Source organism: Ruegeria profundi (assembly GCF_001507545.1).
Taxonomy (GTDB): Bacteria; Pseudomonadota; Alphaproteobacteria; order Rhodobacterales; family Rhodobacteraceae; genus Ruegeria; species Ruegeria profundi.
Genome location: NZ_LQBP01000003.1, coordinates 42,854 through 60,874 on the forward strand (window position 1 = coordinate 42,854; position 18,021 = coordinate 60,874).

Genomic DNA, 18,021 nt, shown 5'->3' on the forward strand with positions numbered 1-18,021 from the left:
AGACGCGTGGAAGACCATAAGCAAAAACTAGAAGTGGTGGAAAAGCCAACTGTCAACGACATCGCACGCGTTGCAGGTGTTAGTCTGGCGACTGTTGATCGCGTTCTGAACGGACGTCCCGGTGTTCGCGCCGTGACTGTTGAAAAGGTACAAAAGGCGATTGATGACTTAGGGTATGTGCGCGACACCGCCGCCGCCAATCTGGCGCGCAAACGCGTTTACAACTTTCTTTTCGTACTGCCCGACGCCGACAACGAGTTTCTTGAGGCGTTGAGCAAGCAAATCGTGGAACAGTCACGCGATCAGTTTATCGAACGTACGCGTCTGAAGATTCAGCGCGTTGCGCCGTTTGAGCCGCAGGACATCGTCGACATACTGGATGCCGTGGAAAGTAAAGAGGTCGACGGCGTCGCCGTCTTTGGCCCTGAGACTCCATCGGTACGCGATGCTGTCAAAAGGGTCAGGGACAAAGGTATACCCGTCGTTGCCCTTGTGTCCGACCTGCCCAGTTCGGACCGCGATCATTTCGTGGGAATTGACAACGTGTCCGCCGGGCGGACAGCGGCGCAACTGATGGGGCGGTTCGTGCATAAAAAGGGCAAAGTTCTTGTCCTGACCGGCTCGCGCTTGGCGCGTGATCATCTCGAGCGGCGCCAAGGCTTTGATCTGGTTGTCGCCGAGGATTTTCCGCATCTTGAAGTCGTGGCGTCTGTCGAGGGTCGCGATGACCCCGACCTGATTTACAAGATGATGCCTGAGATTTTTGAAACCTATCCCGATCTGGTCGGGATATATTCTTCCGCTGCGGGCAATGCGGGCCTGATCCAGTTTCTGTCCGAAAGCAAGATCAGCAAGGATCTGGTGATCATAGCCCACGAGCTTACGCCGCTCAGCCGTGAGGCTCTGACCCGCGGCACCTTTGACGCTTTGATCTCGCAGGACTCCGGGCATTTGGTTCGGTCTGCCGTCCGTCTGCTGCGCGCCACATCAGACAAGGTTCCGTTCAATAAAGCCCAGGAACGCATTCGTATCGATATCTATCTAAAGGAAAATTTGCCGCCATAAAGGCATTGAATTTGGGGAGGACATATTATGAAGACGATCAAAGGCCCGGCTTTGTTTCTGGCGCAGTTTGCCGGGGATGAAGCACCTTTCAATTCATGGGATGCAATCACGAAATGGGCGGCTGAGTGCGGGTACAAGGGCGTTCAGGTTCCCAGTTGGGATGGCCGACTGTTTGACCTTGAGACCGCCGCGTCCAGCCCGGGCTATTGCGACGACTTCAAGGGTAAGGCCAAGGAGAACGGCGTTGAAGTTACCGAATTGTCCACACACCTTCAGGGGCAGCTCGTGGCCGTTCACCCGGCTTATGACACAGCGTTCGATGGGTTTGCGTCCGAAACTGTCAGGGGAAACCCGAAAGCCCGGCAAGAATGGGCGGTGGATCAGGTCAAAAAAGCGCTTTCAGCGTCAAGAAATTTGGGAATTTCAGCGCATGCGACGTTTTCGGGCGCGCTGGCCTGGCCATATGTCTATCCTTGGCCCCAGCGGCCCGCCGGGCTGATAGAAACCGCTTTTGATGAGCTCGCGCGCCGTTGGGTGCCGATCCTGAACCATGCAGAAGACTGCGGCGTGGACGTCTGCTACGAAATCCATCCGGGCGAAGACCTGCATGATGGGGTTACGTATGAGATGTTCTTGGAGCGGACGGGCAATCACGCTCGGGCCTGTATGTTGTACGACCCGTCGCACTATGTTCTGCAATGCCTCGACTATCTGGACAACATTGACATCTACAAGGATCGCATCCGGATGTTCCACGTCAAGGATGCCGAATTTAACCCAACGGGTCGGCAAGGCGTTTATTCCGGGTATCAAAGCTGGATCAATCGGGCAGGGCGCTTCCGGTCTCTAGGCGACGGGCAGGTGGATTTCGGGGCCGTCTTTTCAAAAATGGCGGCAAACGACTTTGACGGTTGGGCGGTGGTCGAATGGGAATGCTGCCTGAAGCACCCTGAAGATGGCGCGCGCGAAGGTGCCCGGTTCGTGTCGGATCATATCATTCGTGTGACCGAGAAAGCCTTTGACGATTTCGCAGACAGCGGCACCGATGAGGCAGCCAATCGTAAAATGCTGGGGATAGACTGATGGTAACGGGACGTAGCGAAGAAACCTCGGGGCGCATTCGCCTTGGCATGGTCGGTGGCGGAAATGATGCTTTTATAGGGGGCGTGCATCGCATTGCAGCGCGATTGGACGACAGATTCCAATTGGTTGCCGGAGCGTTGTCCTCAACGCCAGAGAAATCCCGCGAAAGCGGGCAGGCGCTGGGTCTTGAACGTGTTTATGATGATTTCAAGCAGATGGCGATCAGAGAGGCACGGCTGAAATCAGGGATCGAAGCGGTTTCGATTGTCACGCCAAATCACGTGCACTACGCCGCCGCGCGTGAGTTCCTGAAGCGCGGCATTCACGTGATTTGTGATAAGCCTCTCACCGCAACGCTGAATGATGCGAAAAAGCTCGTCAAAGCAGCAGAAAATTCAAACGCACTGTTCATTCTGACGCATAACTACACCGGCTACCCCATGGTCCGGCAGGCACGTGAAATGGTTGCCAGCGGCCAGATCGGCAATATCCGGGTGGTTCAGGTTGAGTATGCCCAAGATTGGCTGACCGAGCAGCAGGATTTCAAACAGGCAGAGTGGAGGACTGATCCCGAACGCTCAGGCGCTGGCGGATCGACTGGCGACATTGGAACCCACGCCTTTAATCTGGCTTGCTTTGTTACCGGCTTGAAAGCCGAAAGCCTTGCCGCAGACATACAAGCCTTTGTTCCGGGGCGCCAAGTCGATGACAACGCGCATGTCCTTGTTCGTTTCGATGGCGGAGCGCGCGGAATGCTGTGGTGTTCACAGGTCGCACCCGGCAACGAAAACGCCTTACGACTCCGTGTTTACGGCGAAAAGGGTGGGCTGGAATGGGCTCAGGAAGACCCGAATTATCTTTGGTTTACCCCCTATGGTGAGCCAAAGCGTCTGATCACCAGAAATGGACCCGGGGCAGGGGAAGCCGCCAATCGGATAAGCCGCGTACCACCGGGACACCCAGAGGGGTATCTGGAAGGTTTCGCGAACATCTACGGTGAAGCCGCCGAAGCCATTCTGGCTTTCCGAGATGAAAAGCCACCAGAGGCATCAGTCGTGTATCCAACGGTTCACGATGGGCTGGAGGGTGTCAGGTTCGTGGCCGCTTGCGTGCAAAGCTCTGCAAGGAATGCGGCGTGGGTCAAGTTGGACTAAATCCTTGAAGTTCTGGGGTTGCATGGCACGAACAGCGCCGTGAAAAGGTCGCTGTGCTAAACAAATACTGAAGAGGCGCGCATGTATCTTGGATTGGATTTGGGAACGTCAGGTCTCAGAGGGATTTTGATAGATGATGCCGGTCGCGTGCTGTGCGATGCCGAAACCAGCATTCCAACCTCAACACCAAAACCCGGCTGGTCCGAGCAGAACCCGTTGGATTGGATCAACGCGTGTAAGGAGGTTGTCGAGAAGCTTCGCGCGCTTGACGAAACCGCCTTTTCAAAACTGCGTGGCATCGGGCTGAGCGGACACATGCATGGTGCGACTTTGCTGGACTCTGACGGCACAGTTCTCAGGCCGTGTATTTTATGGAACGACACACGGTCAGCGGATCAGGCCAGGATACTGGATCAAACGCCGGAAATGCGCGCGATATCCGGGAATATCGTATTTCCGGGGTTCACCGCGCCGAAACTTGAATGGGTGCGCGCGCATGAGCCTGATGTATTCTCGAAAACAGCCAAAGTGCTTCTACCGAAGGATTATTTACGCTTTTGGCTGACTGGCGAATACATCTCGGACATGTCGGACAGTGCGGGCACGTCTTGGTTTGACGTCGGACGGCGACAGTGGTCGGATGCTGCGCTTGCCTTGGGGCACATGCGCGTGGAACAGATGCCAAGTTTGATCGAAGGGACCGATCCGGGTGGTGACCTAAAGGCAGATTTGCTGCGCGAATGGGGGCTGTCCGGACCCGTCGTCGTGGCGGGCGGTGCTGGCGACAATGCGGCGGCCGCCTGCGGTATTGGAAGCATACAAGACGGCGCGGGGTTTGTTTCGCTGGGAACTTCGGGCGTTCTGCTTGTTGCCAGAGATGCATACGCTCCGGCTCCGGAAACTGCGGTGCACTGCTTTTGCCATGCAATTCCAGACACGTGGATACAAATGGGGGTTATTCTATCGGCCACCAACAGCATGAACTGGCTATCGCGAAACCTCGGACAGCCGGTGGACAAGTTGGCCACAGCGCTGCCTGACGCGGTCACTGGCCCGTCTGGGATCACATTCCTGCCCTACCTTTCCGGGGAACGAACGCCCCATAACGACAGCCGTGTCCGAGGGGCGTTTATGGGTCTGGATGTTTCTTCCGCCCCCGCAGACCTAACCCAGTCCGTTATGGAAGGCGTGGCCTTCGCCATGCGAGATTGCCTGGAAGCCTTGAAAGGCACTGGAACATCTCCGCAGAACCTGATGGCTGTCGGAGGGGGCGCGCGATCGAGGTTTTGGTTGGAAACCTTGGCAACAGTTCTGCAGGTCCCTCTGAACCTTCCCAAAGGCAGCGAATTCGGGGCGGCCATGGGGGCCGCGCGCCTGGCCATCTGTGCTGTGAACAACGCAGAGCCAGCCGAAGTGATGTCGCCACCAGAAATTGAGGATAGGATTGAACCCCGCAGCGATCTGATTGACGCCTACGAAACTGAATACGGCAGATACAGGCAATTCTACACAGCGCTGGCGCCGCTGGCCGCAACGTGACAACTGAGGCTGCGAGTAGTTCCCGAACCGAAACCTTGATCGTTATGAGAGCATGCGTACCCCCGGCCGCAAAGGCCGGGTTTGCGATCTGAACGCCCATAGCAAAGGATGTTTAACATTTAGGGTGTGTTCGCTATGAGCTCCCTCACTTTAAGGATCGAAACTTGTTCGATCCCATAGGCCGCAGCGCCCTTGGCCCACATCAGGTCGCCCCAATGGTGAACCTTGATTTCGGGCAAGGCTGCGTCGACATTTACAACGCCACTGCGTATGCGGGCCAAAACCTTGTCCGTGCAGAGATGTTCAAAGCTTTTTTGCGTGCCTGACACGATAATACACTCTGGGTCGAACAGGTTAATGAGGTTGGATACCCCAAGACCGAATATCTGACCGGCGCGGGAAAGAACCGAAGCGGCCCTTTGATCGCCCGATTGCGCGCGATCATGTATGTCTGCAACGGTCATTGCTTCGTTTATCTGACCTGTGACCGCCATTTCACGGATCAAAGCATAGTCGCCGACATAGGCTTCAAGACATCCGCGTTGGCCGCACTGGCACAAGGCACCGTCAAGTTGAACCTTGGTGTGCCCAAACTCGGCACCGCATCCTCTTTTGCCACGGTAAAGCTGGCCATCCAGAACGATCCCAAGGCCGACACCATGTTCGACCGTAACGACGAGAAAAGTCTTTAGACCTTTGCCAAGTCCAAACAACTGCTCGGCTTTCGCAACCAGGTTGGCGTCATTGTCCATAAAAGCAGGGCAGGGCACATGGCGTGATAGCAAGTTACTGAAATCAATGTTTCTTTCAGTGATAGACGACGACCAGTACACAAAATTCCTGTTTGCGTCCACAAGGCCGGCCACTCCGATTGAAACGCCGGCAAGATCTTTGGCAGAGCGGCCAATTTGCGCGCAGGTTTCGTCAAGAGCGCTGCGGATGGACGCTACGAACTCGGATGGTGACATTCTGGGTTTTTCCAGCGGGTGTTTGTACGACGCGGTTTCGCTACCTTCAAAATCGACCAAAATGACCGAGATACCTTGCCGCGCGACTTTTAGACCTGCAACGATGTAGGACTTGGCATCCAGCTGCAGCAAAACCCTTGGTCTGCCTCTTTTGCCGGGCGCGGATATCGCTTCGCTTTCAATCTCTTTAATTAACCCGGCTGCGATCAGATCTGCAGTGGCCGCCGTTACGGTTGCCGGGCTGGTTTGCAATGCCGACGCAATATCAATCCGCGAAACGGCACCCTTTGTCCTGATATGCTCCAGGACCCGCAGACGGGTTGCGTTCCGTTGTTCCAAGGAAATCAAAGAGGCTTTGTTTTTCAGTCTCTTGCCCTCGTGAATCTTACTGTGAATTCAATTTAAAGCAATTTTGGCGCCGCATATAGGATAATATTTTACCAGATAAAATAAATATGATATTCAAACTTAAAGGTCGGGAATCGAGATAAGGCGGCTTAAAAAATAAGAGGTTATCCTGCGAAATCCTAGGCGACGTTGCTTTTGTCTATGAAAGCCCGCTGTCCCGCGCCTACGAGGGCGTGATGCATGGGAATAGCGCGCAATCGCATATCGAGCATGGCTAATCCGATGATGACGCATTGTTCATGGATAACCCCACTCAAGCGCCTGGATTGCCTGAATTTCTAGGCAATCTTTGGTTGATGATTATTCTCGGCAAGCAGCCAGTGCGGAACCGAGGGGGAGGGAAGTCATGACAAGTGGATTTTTCGACGGGATTGAGAAAATCCAGTTCGAAGGAGCAGACAGCAAAAACTCTCTGGCCTTCCGGCACTATGACCCAGACGAGATCGTGATGGGGAAGCGGATGGAGGACCACCTTAGGTTCGCAGTGGCCTGGTGGCATTCTTTCGCGTGGGAGGGCGGAGACCCCTTTGGCGGGCCGACATTCGAACGTCCGTGGCACCCACAAGACGATATGGGGCGGGCGCGGATGAAGGCGGATATTGCGTTCGAAATGTTTGAAATACTGGGTCAGCCTTTCTTTTGCTGGCACGACGCTGACATTCGGCCAGAACAAGGCAATTTCGCCGAGAACCTTAAGACCTTGGAAGAGATCACCGACTACATCGCTGAGCGGATGCAGCTATCTGGTACTAGGTTGCTTTGGGGAACGGCCAATATGTTCAGCCATCGCCGGTGGATGGCCGGTGCCAGCACAAACCCAGACCCGGACGTTTTTGCGTTCGCGGCGGCTACGGTAAAATCGTGTTTGGATGCAACGCAGAAGCTGGGCGGTGAAAACTATGTTCTCTGGGGTGGGCGCGAGGGGTACGAAACCCTGTTAAACACCGACCTGAAGGCCGAGATGGACCATATGGGTCGGTTTCTGAACATGGTTGTGGATTATAAGCACAAGATCGGGTTCAAAGGCACAATTCTGGTAGAGCCGAAACCTCAGGAACCCTCAAAGCATCAGTATGATTATGACGCGGCGACTTGCATCGGATTTCTTAGAAAATATGGATTGGAGAATGAGGTGAAGCTGAACCTTGAACAGGGGCACGCGATCCTTGCCGGGCATAGTTTTGAACATGAAATCGCCGTCGCCGCCGCTGAGGGTATGCTGGGTTCGATTGATATGAACCGCAATGACTACCAATCGGGGTGGGACACGGATCAGTTCCCAAACAATACGCCAGAGGTCGCGTTGGCCTATTACCACATTCTGAAGGCGGGGGGATTCACGACCGGGGGCACAAATTTCGACGCCAAAATACGCCGCCAATCCCTTGACGCGAAGGATCTGGTCGCGGCCCATGTGGGCGGGATGGATATCTGCGCACGGGGTCTGAAAGCCGCTGCGGCAATGATTGAAGATGGCGGCTTGGAGCGTGCTCTGCAAGAGAGGTACTCGGGTTGGGACACTCCGCAAGCAGCGTCCATGTTGGATAGCAGTCTGGACGAGATTGCCGCACGTGTTCTGCAAGAAGATATCAATCCGAAGCCACGCTCGGGACGACAGGAAATACTCGAAAACTATGTGAACAGGTTTGTCTGAGGCGGGCGAGGACAACAAACGATTCATACAGTGTTTGCAGAGTGCCTATTCCGATCCTTCAAGCCCATCTAAGACGCGTGAAGAATTGTCAGACAGCACTGTTAATTGGATAGTCTAAGGAACAAAGCCGTCGGGCACACCGAATATCGGTGTGTCCACGCTCGCCCCCGTTAAAGCGTGCAAGAAAGAAACAAGGCTTTGGACTTCACGGTCGCTCAACGTGACCGGCTCAATATCGATCTTGTTTCGTTGACGGTCCATTTCAAAACGGTCGTCCCAAACCACGAAATCTGCTTTTTGAAGCCACGGAACATTTGGCAGGGCGGCCATTTCAGGCGTCCAATTTGCCAGACTTTCCTGCGGGTCCATGTGATGGCGGATCATGCTTTCCAGATCGGGAAAAGCCCCGTTATGTCCATATGGCGCGGTAAGAGCGACATTGCGCAGCATCGGGGTACGGAACCGGTACGCATCTTCCAGACGGTTGCTTTCACCCATGCGCCCAACGTCTCGGACGAAGGGGTCCCACTGTCGGGTTCGTCCCGGACCGAAGGGTGGCAAACCCAAGGCGTGAAAGTTTTGGTCCGATAGTAATGGGCCTGAATGGCAGGTGGCGCAGCGCGCTTTTCCGTAGAACAGGTCCATCCCGTCCTTTTGGGCGGGTGACAGGGCGTCGACTTTTCCGGCGAGGTACTGATCGAATGGGCTGTCTGTGCTGCGCCATTCGATGGCCATAAAGGCCGCCAAACTGTTGGCAATATGTGTGATTGTAATGTCTTCAGGCGTCTCAATATCGTCGAAAGCCGCTGCGATCGCTGGACCATAAAACGGATCGGTACGTACACGTTTGGCCAGGATCGGCCAGCCTTTGTCGATCCGGTCATGGACCGCACCGGTCACTTGGTTTTCGGCCACATTGCCCGCCATTTCGAATTGCGAGGTCAACGGAAACAGCGCTTGCGCCGCCAGCAGTGAGTTCAACCCATCCGGCAACCATTCCTGTGCGGGTGAGTTGAAGCCGTTGTTGTATGCGTCAGAGGTACTCAGGCGACCATCGTGGAAAACGGTGTGAATCTCTTTGGCGCCAAGGTTCCATAGCCCTGGTGAATTGCGGGGTATGCGTTTGCGAATCTTGTCGGCTCCAGAACCGGGCGTACGGTCAGGCCCCAAACCTTGCCCGCCTTCGCCGATGCCCAGCGACAGACCATCCGAGGTCCCAAAATCCGGGTGATGGCAATGCGCGCAGGCGATGTTTCGATTGCCCGACAGAATTGGATCGTAAAACAGTTGATGACCGATCGCGGCCTGTTCCATATCAAAGGACAAAAAGTCATCATCCGTCAGCGGTTGCGGCAATTCTTGTGCGGCAACGGCTCCGGCCCACAGGAGACCAATCGCCCCATGCGCCAGTTTGTTTTTGCCCTTTGTTTCCTTGCCACCCCTACGCTGGCCGAATTGGAGCGGGCTCGTGATCTGATGGAGGAGGGGAAATTTGATGCAGCCCGCGAAGAGCTTTTGCCCGCCGCCCGGTCCGGAAATGCCGAGGCCGAGGAACTGATCGGCGTGATGTACGGTCTTGGCCTTGGTGTTGAGCAGGACCATGAGCGCGCGTTCGAGTGGTATCTGCGCGCATCGATGAAAGGGCATCCGGGGGCGCAATCTGGAGTCGGCTGGTATTATGAACTGGGTTTGGGCATGCCAGCGCCCGATCTGGTGCGGGCCTATATGTGGTATACGCTCAGCGCAATTGGCGGCGACCCCGACGCGGCGATCAGCCTTGAGGAAGTGGTTAAGAAAATGTCGCCGGAGCAGATCGAAAGGGCGCATGTTCTGGTGAATGACTACAAGGTTTGGATGTATCCGTTTCGTTGAACGGGCCGGGCCATTGGCCCGACCCTTTGGTAGTTAGTTCAAGTCCGCATCACGTGCTGCGTTGATTTGTGCTTCGGCTTCCACCACGGCCTCGGTCAAAGCCACAAAGATCTCATCTCCGCGGGCGACGTTGGATTGGAACCAGTCATAGACTGGGGAAGCGGCCTCTTTGAAGGCGGCCTTTTGCTCGGGCGTCGGGACATAGAGGTCTCCTCCACCGGCGACAAACTCCTCGTATGCCTGAATCGACTTGCGCTTGGGTGAGGCAAACGTCGCTTGTTGCAAGGCATAGAAACCGTCTACAACCACGCGGCGCAGATCCTCGGGCATGTCCTGGAACTTGGCGTTATTCATCCACCAGAGCGCACCCATATAGGCGTGACCGTCCAGAGTGACATATTGCAGACCCGCATCGGGGAACTTCATCCCCATGATATCTGTGATGCCATTCTTGGATCCCTCGACCACGCCGGTCTGGAAGCTGGTGAACAACTCGGGCCAAGGGATTGGGGTCGGGGATGCACCCAGCGCCTTGACCAGTTCCTGCGGCAGATCGGCCACCACGGTGCGGATTTTCAGACCTTCCATATCGGCGGGTTCAGCAATCCGGCGCTGCGTGTTGGCAAAGTTGCGCCAGCCTCCGGTGTTTCCGATTGTCATCAGGCGGATAGCACCACCGGAATCTTCCAGCGCCATATCGCGCATTTTGCGGGTGAAATCGCCCGACAGAACGTGTTCCGCGACACGGTCATCAGCCATCAGATACGGCAGGTCCAGAACCTGCACATATGGGAAAATACCCGATGCGCCACCAGAGGTTGAGATATAGATATCAATGGTACCATCGGCCACACCCTGAAGGCATTCCGCACCGTTCGAACATAGTTGCGTGCCAATGAACAACTCGACTTCGATCGCACCGTTCGAGGCCGCCTCGACATAGTTCTTGAAAACAACAAGACCGTCGTAATCCTCGTCATTTTCGTTCGAGTTTGCCGTAGCGCGCAACGTGAAATCGGCCGCCGTGGCCGCAATGGCGGACGCAGCCACCAGCGATGTGGCCACCGCCGCGGTTTTTAGGAAATTTCTGAGCATGCGTTTCCTCCCTGTGATACTCAGTTAATTTGCAAATCCCGTAATTCGTGGGATCGTCATGGATAAGGCCGGGACATAGGTGATCAAAAAGATCACTATGATTTCTACTGCCAGGAACGGCAGGATTGCCTTGGCAATGGTTTCAACTTTCTCGCGCGAAACGGCGGCGGCCACGAACAGGACCAGGCCCATGGGTGGTGTCGCCAGGCCGACGGTCAGGTTGACGCTCATGATAATGGCAAAGTGGATCGGGTCGACGCCGAGGCTGGTGAAGATCGGCGCGAGGATGGGGCCAAGAATGATAATCGCCGGACCCGCGTCCAGAAACATGCCGACGATGAACAGCAGCAGGTTTATCAGGAACAAAAGGATCAATGGGTTTTCAGACAGGCTCAGGATCAAAGACGCCAGCTGTTCTGGCGCGTGGCTCAGGCTGACGACGGTCTTGAACGCCATTGCCGCGCCCACCAGCAGCAGGACAACGGCCGATGTCAGACCCGCATTGCTGAGTATCTCGGGAACCTCTTTGAAGGTTAGCGTGCGCAGGACGAAAAAACCGATGATAAAGGCATAACCTACGGCCACGGCAGCGGCTTCGGTGGGTGTGAAGATACCGCCCAAAATGCCACCGAGAATGATAACCGGCGTCAGCAGCGGAAAGAACGCCTTGAGGCTCGCCTGACGGCGCTCAGGCCAAGTATATTTGCGGCTGGCGACAGGGAAGTCGTACTTGTCGGCCATGACCTTGATCATCAGCATCAGGCCCACGCCGACCATCACGCCGGGCACGATGCCCGCTAGGAACAGGGCGGCGACGCTTTCGCCCATGACGTAGGCGTAGATGATCATGATACCCGAAGGCGGGATAATCGGTCCGATCACTGAACTGGCAGCTGTGATGGCAGCGGCAAAACGACGGGTATATCCCTGCTTCTCCATCGCTGGGATCAACATTGACCCCAAGGCCGACGTATCGGCCACGGCAGAGCCGGACAGCCCCGCGAACAGGATTGAGCTCAGCACGTTTACATGCGCCAGACCGCCTCGGAAATGACCCATCAGGGCCTGACTGAACTCAACAAGGCGAATGGTGATGCCGCCTCGGTTCATCAATTCGCCGGCCAGCATAAAAAACGGGATGGCCATCAGGGGAAAGCTGTCCATGCCGTTATAGACATTGCGATACAGCAGCGTGATGTCGTTGGTTTGTCCGTTCAGCCAAAGCAGGATACCCGGCGCGGCCAAAAGCGCGAAAAAGACCGGCAGGCCGATCATCAGGAAAACCAGGAACGTGGGCAGGAACCAGATCAGCATCTATTCAGCCCCCACAGGTGCATCAGCGATTTTTGGTAAAAGATCTCCACCGCCAAGCAGCGTGATGATGGCCCGCAGGATTAGCTCGATATTGACGGCGATCAGAAGGATCACGCCTACCAGCAGAGACGCCATCATCCAACTGCGCGGTATGCGGTACCATTCGTCAAAGCCGATAGACGTCGGCAAATACAGCGCGGCAGTGGCAAATCTACCGCCGAAGCCTGTGACCTCGGACCAGCCGATGTTGACGGCGACCAGCAACACGGCCAGCGACACGACCAGAAGGAAAAGGGTCAGGATTTGCCCCATCAGGCGTGGCAGCATCAACGGTACCATGTCGATGGCAACGAAGCCGCCCCGCCGAAAGGCTGTCGGTGCCATAAGGCCGGTCATCCACAGCATGCAGAACCGCGCGGCTTCGTCCGGCCAAGGCAATGCGTTGCCCAGCAGGTATCGGAAGAAAACCTGGACCAGGATCGCAATCACCATCAGCGCCATAGCAACGACGCCAACCGCGCGGCCCAGACGCAGCGCGGTTTCATTCACGATCGCAATCGGTGCTAGCACCGATGTCAATCCGCCCATGCGGATCCTCCCTTGTTCAGTTGCGGATTGCGTCCGCAATCGTCAGAACGCGCTTATTTTTGCGCGAATTGGCCGAACTTTCCGGCGAAAAAGGTCAGCGCATCCCCCTCGGCTATGCTGGCCCTCAGAACTCTTCCAACCACGATAACGTGGTCGCCTGCATCGTGGTACGCGTGCTGCTCACATTCAAACCGTGCCAGGCAGTCCGGAAGCAGCGGCGTGCCGTTTTCACACAACTCATGGTCAATGTTCCGCAAGGCATGCGCGTCCTTGGAGCAGCCAAAGCACAGCTCGGCCTGATCAGATGAAAGAACGTGCACGCTGAAATGGCGAGCTCGGTGAAAATACGGGAAGCGGCGGGAATTACGGTCTCCGGCCCACATGATCAGCGGGGGGTCAAGCGACAGGGACGAGAAGCTGTTGGCCGTGATGCAGATCGGGCCATCCTCGCTGTTGCAGGTTACGATCGTGACGCCCGTGGCAAAGCGACCGAAAGCATCACGCAAGGTTCGAGTGTCGTCCTTGTGGGGGACGAAGGTGTGAGTCATGTCCCTTGAGATTGCATTCATCATGGTACCTCATGCCCCAGCGCCGCCTCATAGAGGCGGAACCAGGTCTCGCGATCCAGTTTGACTTTCAGGGCATCGGATATGCCCTTGATGCGATCCAGGTTGTTGGTGCCCAGAACGGGTAGAATACCGGCAGGGTGAGCCAGAAGGAATGCAACCGCGACAGCCGCGCGATCGACCCCAAACTCGGCCGCGATTTCATCTGCGACCACACCGACCGGAGGATTGCCCGCCATCAGCATGCCGCCGCCCAATGGGGACCAGGCCATCACGGGCTGGCCATGCTGTTGATGAAACGCCAGATCACCATTGGTAAACGGACTGATCTCTCCCAATGAAATCTCGATCTGGTTGGTGACCAGTTGCGTCTTCATCGCCGATTGAAGCAAGCTCCAGTCCCACGGGCGAAAATTCGAAACGCCAACCGCGCGCACCTTGCCACTGGCGACAACCTCGTCGAGCGCAGCGCCTGTTTCGTTGTGGTCCATAAACGGATCGGGGCGGTGGATGAGCAATAAGTCGATGTGGTCGATTGCCATTTCGGTCAGCGACGTTTCAACCGATTTCAGGATATGAGCCCGCGACGTGTCATAGTGTTTCACCTTCGCATGCGCATACCGACCGCACGGCGCGATGATATCGCATTTCGTGACGATCTCCATTTGTTGACGCAGCGCGGGGTTCGCGCGCAATGCAGCGCCCAGAACCGCCTCGGCATTGTAGTCGCCGTATATATCCGCCTGATCGAAGGTCGTGATGCCCTGGTCCAGACAGGCCTGTATTTTCGCTTCAACATGACCTGCCGAAGTGTCGCTGTCATCGCCCAAACGCCACATGCCGTAGACAAGACGGCTCATTTCCAGCGAGTCAGATAGTTTTACACGTTGCATCAGCGGCGAACTCCTTGGCCCAGCGGTGTGGCTGGGGTCGACTGTGGTACTCGTCCATACTCTTCCGGAAGTGAGCAGGTTTTGAGGTTGGGCAACACTCGAGCACCAAAGTGCTTGGCTTCATCGATATGAGGATAGCCCGAGAAGATAAACGCGCGGATGCCCATTTTCTGATAGTCTTCGATCTTTGACATGACCTGATCTGTCGACCCGACCAACGCCGCACCACAGCCCGAACGCGCGCGGCCAACACCGGTCCAAAGCCCCGGTTCGACATAGCCGTACTCATCGGCAAGATCGCGGTTTTTGGCCTGATGCGCCACCCCCAGAGAGGTCGCGTCCAGCGCCCTTTCGCGGATCGCGCGGCCATAGTCATCATCCAGTTTTGAAACGATGTAGTCCGCGTATTCCTGCGCTTCGGCTTCGGTGTCACGAACAATCATGTGAACACGCAGGCCGTAGTCCAAGGTGCGGTTGTAGTTTTCAGCAACTGCGTGAACCGCCTTCATGCGCTGGGCAAGCTGGTCTTTCGTCTCGGGCCACATCAGGTAGACATCGCAATGCTCGCCGCAAAGCTCCAGTGCCGAGGGTGAATAACCCCCGAAATACAGCAGCGGGCCACCGGTCTGATAGGGCTTGGCCGGATCAGTTGTCAGGCCCGAGAAATTGTATACCTCGCCCGAATGGTTGATCTCATCCTGCGTCCATGCCTGTTTGAGTATCTCCACCACTTCGCGCGACCGCTGGTAGCGATAGGCGCTGTCAGCTTTCTCACCGGGGAAGTCGGATGAGATGATATTGACCGTCAACCGCCCCTTCAGCATGTGGTCCAGGGTTGCGATGGTGCGGGCCAGCATGATTGGCTGCATTTCCCCGCAACGCACGGCCGCCAGCATGTTGATCTTTTCGGTGATCGGCGCGCACCCGGCAACAAAGCTCAGCGTATCCTGACCGACCTGATAAGATGACGGGCAAAGAATGTTGCGAAACCCCTGTGCTTCGGCCTCTTTCACGATGCCAGAGCAGTGGTCCCAACTCGACCGCAGATCGCCATCAGGAACGCCCAGAAACTGGTAATCGTCCGAACACAGCGCCGCGAACCATGAAACTTCAGCCGCGTCCAGATCGGGGGAAGTAATGGGGACGATTGTCATCTGATTCGGGCTCCGCGTCGATTTTGCTTTTCCTCTTGCGTAGCAATCACTTTGATGTAGATCAATGGTGTATCAATTTTTCCTGCGACCTAGCGAAGCGCCCATAATGACCGCGGCCAACAGAAATCCAAACGCCCTTCCAGTGTACATCCAGATCGCGGAACTTTTGATCCGCGATATTGCGGCGGGCCGCCTGATCGACGGCGAACGCTTGCCGCCGGAACGCGAGATGGCGGCACAGTTGAATGTCTCGGTCGGGACGCTGCGAAAATCGCTGGCCGAGCTTGAGAAAAAAGGGATGCTGGAGCGTATTCAGGGGTCTGGGAACTACGTCCGGGAAAGCGGCACGCAGAACAGTGTTTATGCGATGTTTCGGCTGGAGCTGCCCGAAGGCGGCGGTTTGCCCAAGGCCGATATTCTGGCCGTAGACTACCTGGCTAAACCGCCTGACCTGCCGGAGTTTGGCGCCTCAGGCCTTGGGTCACGGGTTCGCCGGATGCGCTACCTGAATGACACAATCATCGCCGTCGAAGAAATCTGGTTGGACGAATCAGCTGGCCGGATCGATCGGGAGATGCTGTCGGACTCACTCTACCGATATTACCAGCACCAACTTGGCTTTTGGATCACACGCGCCGAGGACCGCGTGTCGGTTCGACCGTTGCCGCAATGGACGCCGCCGGAGTTCACAAAAGCGGCGGGTGAGTTGGTGGGCTATATCGAGCGGTTCAGTTGGTCGGAAAAGACGGAACCCGTTGAATTTTCAAAAACTTGGTTCGACCCTGATCGGGCCACCTATGTCCAACGTTTGAAATAGAAGGAAACGCGCATGACGCGAAGCATCAATTACGGGCTGATCGGATGCGGTATGATGGGGCAAGAGCATTTGCACAATATCGCCTTGCTTGAAGGCACGCGGGTGTCCGCGATTTTTGAGCCTGATCCGGAAATGGCGCGGGCAGCCAAAGCTCTTGCGCCGGATGCTGCAATGGTGGGATCGGTGCAAGAGCTTCTGGCGGTTGAGGATCTGGATTGCCTTGTGATCGCCAGCCCAAACCATTTGCATGTCGACCAGATCTGTGAGGTCGCAGATACCCGGCCGCTACCGCTGTTGGTGGAAAAGCCATTGTTCACCGATCCCGCAGATGCGGCCCGGCTGGAAAAGGTGCAGCGCGATTATCCGTGCCCGATCTGGGTGGCGATGGAATACCGCTACATGCCGCCGATCACCGCTTTGATCGACAAGGTCGAAGCGACGGGTGGCGTAAAGATGCTGTCGATCCGTGAACACCGCTTTCCGTTTCTCGATAAGGTCGGAAACTGGAACCGGTTCAACCGAAACACGGGCGGCACTTTTGTGGAAAAGTGCTGTCATTTCTTCGATCTCATGCGGTTGATACTTGGGTCTGACCCGGTGCGCATCACTGCAAGTGGTGGGCAGGCGGTAAACCATTTGGATGAGGCATATGATGGCGAAATACCCGATATTCTGGACCACGGCTATGTCATTGTCGATTTTGCTTCGGGCGGGCGCGCAATGTTAGAACTGTGCATGTTCGCTGAAGGCTCACGCTACCAGGAAGAGATATCGGCCGTCGGACCGGATGCAAAGATTGAGGCCTTGGTCCCCGGGCCCGGACGTTTCTGGCCGGATCACTTGGGCGAACCGCCATTGCCGCAGGTGATCGTCAGCCCTCGCAACCCCAAGGGGCCGGTGACAATGGATGTGCCCGTTGACCCAACGCTCTTGGCGGCTGGGGATCACAACGGATCTACCTTTTATCAGCACAAGGGATTTCTGGCCGTTGTTCGTGGTGAAAAGGCACAACCGGATGTGAGTTTGCAGGACGGTCTGTGGGCCGTCAGGATGGGACATGCCGCGCAGCAAGCCATAGCAACGGGCGAGACTGTGCACCTGATCGCATAAACGGCGCGGAACAGGGGACCCTCAATGTTGCTCAGAAGGGCTGGTGAACTAGAAACGCGTGATCGGTTCTCTGGATGGAGGATCCCTTACTTGCAGATCGGCAGTTCCAACGGGGGGTGCTTCGGCAGAGAATCCCTCCACTGATTGATAATGGGTTGGAGCGTGCTTTTGGGCCAAAACTTAGGAGCGCCGATTGCTTGAAGGCACGCGGCGTTCCAGTAAACGCCAGCACGTGTCAGTGACTTCCCCTTTTTCACGGCTTTTGCGACAGCATTGATATCTTTTGATTCCGGATAGATATACAGGGTCGTCGGATTCCCTTTTACCAGCGTTAAAATCTCTTGCGAGGCGGCCTGCGACCACGTCGTGCACCCGTTGCTTCGACCGCCGGTATAGTTCACGAGCCGTCCGTAAGGGACAAATCCTTTGTCGTCGGCGTGCTTGCTCTGCGGGTTCTTAAAGCGGCATTGCCATTTAAGAAAAACAGCGGGATGGCCGCCGATGGCGCGTTCACGGGCATTGCTTGTTTCACCTTCGCCGTCAAACAAAAGAAACGTGCGATAAAACGGCTTCGTTTGACCGCCGCGGCTGAAATAGCCCTTGAACGACGTCCGCGTTTCAGCGGTCACATAAGCCCCGCCCGCAGTCAGCTTTGATCCTTCTGCGTTGCTGAAATTCTTCGCACACTGCCGCCCGTTCGCGAAATTGGCGCGCTGTAACTTGCGACCATTTCCATAACCG

Annotated in this window: 17 protein-coding genes; 8 read left to right on the forward strand and 9 right to left on the reverse strand. The window is 56.0% G+C overall.

All coding sequences use genetic code 11. The annotated features are described in order from the left end of the window. Positions 1-6: 6 nt before the first annotated feature. The 4 genes from AVO44_RS06180 to xylB all read left to right on the forward strand — a co-directional run bounded on the left by AVO44_RS06180 (position 7) and on the right by xylB (position 4,841). Positions 7-1,065 carry a LacI family DNA-binding transcriptional regulator gene (locus AVO44_RS06180; RefSeq protein ID WP_082677417.1) on the forward strand — a complete coding sequence of 353 codons (1,059 nt, stop codon included), beginning with the start codon at positions 7-9 and terminating at the stop codon, positions 1,063-1,065. 27 nt (positions 1,066-1,092) lie between these two features. Next, positions 1,093-2,148, forward strand: a complete 1,056-nt coding sequence (locus tag AVO44_RS06185; protein ID WP_068334156.1) for a sugar phosphate isomerase/epimerase family protein — start codon at positions 1,093-1,095, stop codon at positions 2,146-2,148. Further along, complete coding sequence (locus AVO44_RS06190; RefSeq protein WP_099045650.1) at positions 2,148-3,302, forward strand: Gfo/Idh/MocA family protein; 1,155 nt, start codon at positions 2,148-2,150, stop codon at positions 3,300-3,302. Before AVO44_RS06185 ends, AVO44_RS06190 begins: the two co-directional genes overlap by 1 nt. Positions 3,303-3,383: 81 nt before the next feature. Next, on the forward strand, positions 3,384-4,841 hold the full coding sequence (gene xylB, locus AVO44_RS06195) for a xylulokinase (protein WP_068334166.1): 1,458 nt from the start codon (positions 3,384-3,386) through the stop codon (positions 4,839-4,841). 119 nt (positions 4,842-4,960) lie between these two features. On the opposite strand, the gene AVO44_RS06200 is transcribed toward xylB, so the two are convergent. After that, positions 4,961-6,148, reverse strand: coding sequence for an ROK family transcriptional regulator (locus AVO44_RS06200; RefSeq protein ID WP_233421940.1), 1,188 nt, complete (start codon positions 6,146-6,148; stop codon positions 4,961-4,963). Between the two features lie 415 nt (positions 6,149-6,563). Between AVO44_RS06200 and xylA the strand changes: the two genes are divergently transcribed. Next, positions 6,564-7,871: a xylose isomerase gene (gene xylA, locus AVO44_RS06205; RefSeq protein WP_068334170.1), complete on the forward strand. Its 1,308-nt coding sequence runs from the start codon at positions 6,564-6,566 to the stop codon at positions 7,869-7,871. Between the two features lie 114 nt (positions 7,872-7,985). Here xylA and AVO44_RS06210 read toward each other — a convergent pair whose 3' ends face one another. Beyond that, a complete protein-coding gene (locus AVO44_RS06210; RefSeq protein WP_233421941.1) occupies positions 7,986-9,227 on the reverse strand; it encodes a cytochrome-c peroxidase in 1,242 nt (413 codons plus the stop codon). Between the two features lie 45 nt (positions 9,228-9,272). Here AVO44_RS06210 and AVO44_RS06215 point away from each other — a divergent pair, with 45 nt between their 5' ends. Beyond that, positions 9,273-9,743, forward strand: coding sequence for a tetratricopeptide repeat protein (locus tag AVO44_RS06215; RefSeq protein ID WP_068335249.1), 471 nt, complete (start codon positions 9,273-9,275; stop codon positions 9,741-9,743). Positions 9,744-9,776: 33 nt separating this feature from the next. On the opposite strand, the gene AVO44_RS06220 is transcribed toward AVO44_RS06215, so the two are convergent. Genes AVO44_RS06220 through AVO44_RS06245 form a run of 6 tightly spaced genes read right to left on the reverse strand, consistent with a single transcriptional unit; the run spans position 9,777 to position 15,353 of the window. After that, positions 9,777-10,838 (reverse strand): TRAP transporter substrate-binding protein, encoded by a 1,062-nt coding sequence (locus AVO44_RS06220; protein ID WP_068334172.1) that lies wholly within the window; start codon positions 10,836-10,838, stop codon positions 9,777-9,779. A gap of 24 nt (positions 10,839-10,862) precedes the next feature. Continuing rightward, positions 10,863-12,152, reverse strand: coding sequence for a TRAP transporter large permease (locus AVO44_RS06225; RefSeq protein WP_068334174.1), 1,290 nt, complete (start codon positions 12,150-12,152; stop codon positions 10,863-10,865). Continuing rightward, a complete protein-coding gene (locus AVO44_RS06230; RefSeq protein ID WP_068334176.1) occupies positions 12,153-12,740 on the reverse strand; it encodes a TRAP transporter small permease in 588 nt (195 codons plus the stop codon). Positions 12,741-12,793: 53 nt separating this feature from the next. Continuing rightward, the gene (locus AVO44_RS06235; protein ID WP_233421942.1) at positions 12,794-13,288 is read right to left on the reverse strand and encodes a flavin reductase family protein; all 495 of its coding nucleotides are present in this window, start codon (positions 13,286-13,288) and stop codon (positions 12,794-12,796) included. Between the two features lie 20 nt (positions 13,289-13,308). Then, complete coding sequence (locus tag AVO44_RS06240; RefSeq protein ID WP_068334180.1) at positions 13,309-14,199, reverse strand: aldo/keto reductase; 891 nt, start codon at positions 14,197-14,199, stop codon at positions 13,309-13,311. After that, on the reverse strand, positions 14,199-15,353 hold the full coding sequence (locus AVO44_RS06245; protein WP_068334182.1) for an LLM class flavin-dependent oxidoreductase: 1,155 nt from the start codon (positions 15,351-15,353) through the stop codon (positions 14,199-14,201). The genes AVO44_RS06240 and AVO44_RS06245 overlap by 1 nt, the downstream gene beginning before the upstream one ends. A 106-nt stretch (positions 15,354-15,459) precedes the next feature. Here AVO44_RS06245 and AVO44_RS06250 point away from each other — a divergent pair, with 106 nt between their 5' ends. Next, entirely contained in the window at positions 15,460-16,170 is a 711-nt protein-coding gene (locus tag AVO44_RS06250) for a GntR family transcriptional regulator (protein WP_068334184.1), read from the forward strand. A 12-nt stretch (positions 16,171-16,182) separates the two neighbouring features. Then, the gene (locus AVO44_RS06255; RefSeq protein WP_068334186.1) at positions 16,183-17,280 is read left to right on the forward strand and encodes a Gfo/Idh/MocA family protein; all 1,098 of its coding nucleotides are present in this window, start codon (positions 16,183-16,185) and stop codon (positions 17,278-17,280) included. An 86-nt stretch (positions 17,281-17,366) separates the two neighbouring features. Here the strand turns inward: AVO44_RS06255 and AVO44_RS21735 are convergent, their stop codons facing one another. Then, on the reverse strand, positions 17,367-17,909 hold the full coding sequence (locus AVO44_RS21735; RefSeq protein ID WP_338057296.1) for a hypothetical protein: 543 nt from the start codon (positions 17,907-17,909) through the stop codon (positions 17,367-17,369). Between the last annotated feature and the right edge of the window lie 112 nt (positions 17,910-18,021).